This is a genomic window from Mesorhizobium sp. M2C.T.Ca.TU.002.02.1.1 (genome assembly GCF_003997225.1).
Window position 1 is genome coordinate 1 of record NZ_RZTO01001480.1, and the last position, 527, is coordinate 527.

General features: G+C 66.4%; 1 protein-coding gene and 1 pseudogene. One reads left to right on the forward strand and one right to left on the reverse strand.

Annotated elements, in window-relative coordinates; genetic code table 11:
* A pseudogene (locus tag EOD07_RS38985) lies at positions 1–168 on the forward strand (LysR family transcriptional regulator); the annotation flags it as partial.
* A gap of 6 nt (positions 169–174) precedes the next feature.
* Here the strand turns inward: EOD07_RS38985 and EOD07_RS36850 are convergent.
* The coding region (locus tag EOD07_RS36850; protein ID WP_164772980.1) for an ABC transporter ATP-binding protein at positions 175–527 on the reverse strand (353 nt) is incomplete at its 5' end.

Here is a 527-nt window from a genome sequence, read left to right on the forward strand (position 1 = left end):
GTATTCCAGCGCCCGATCTATCTTGCCTATCCGGAGAACCCCGCATCTTCCGATGCGCTGGACGTTGCGCTCACGGGGCTGCGTACGCTCGCCAGGCACCTGTCGAGCGATCACGCTTTTGCGGAAAGCGACCGCGCCTTTAGTATGGCAGGCGCGGCAGCGTTCTGATCGCGATCACGCCGGCTCCACGGCCTTCGGCTTTTGCAGCCGCGCCAGTTCGTCGTAGGGGATATGGCAGCGGATGGTGTGCCCCGGTTGGGCCTCGGCGAGCTCCGGCTCCTGCGTCTCGCAGATGGCGCCGATCTTGCGCGGGCAGCGCGTGTGGAAGACGCAGCCCGTCGGCGGATTGGCCGCGCTCGGGATCTCGCCGTCAAGACGGATGCGCGCGTTCTCGCTGCGGTCGAGCTTCGGCACGGCCGACAGCAGCGCTTCGGTGTAGGGATGGTGCGGCCCGGAGAAGACCGCTTCCGACGGCCCGAACTCCATGATGCGGCCGAGATAGAGCACGGCGATCTTGTCGGAGAGAT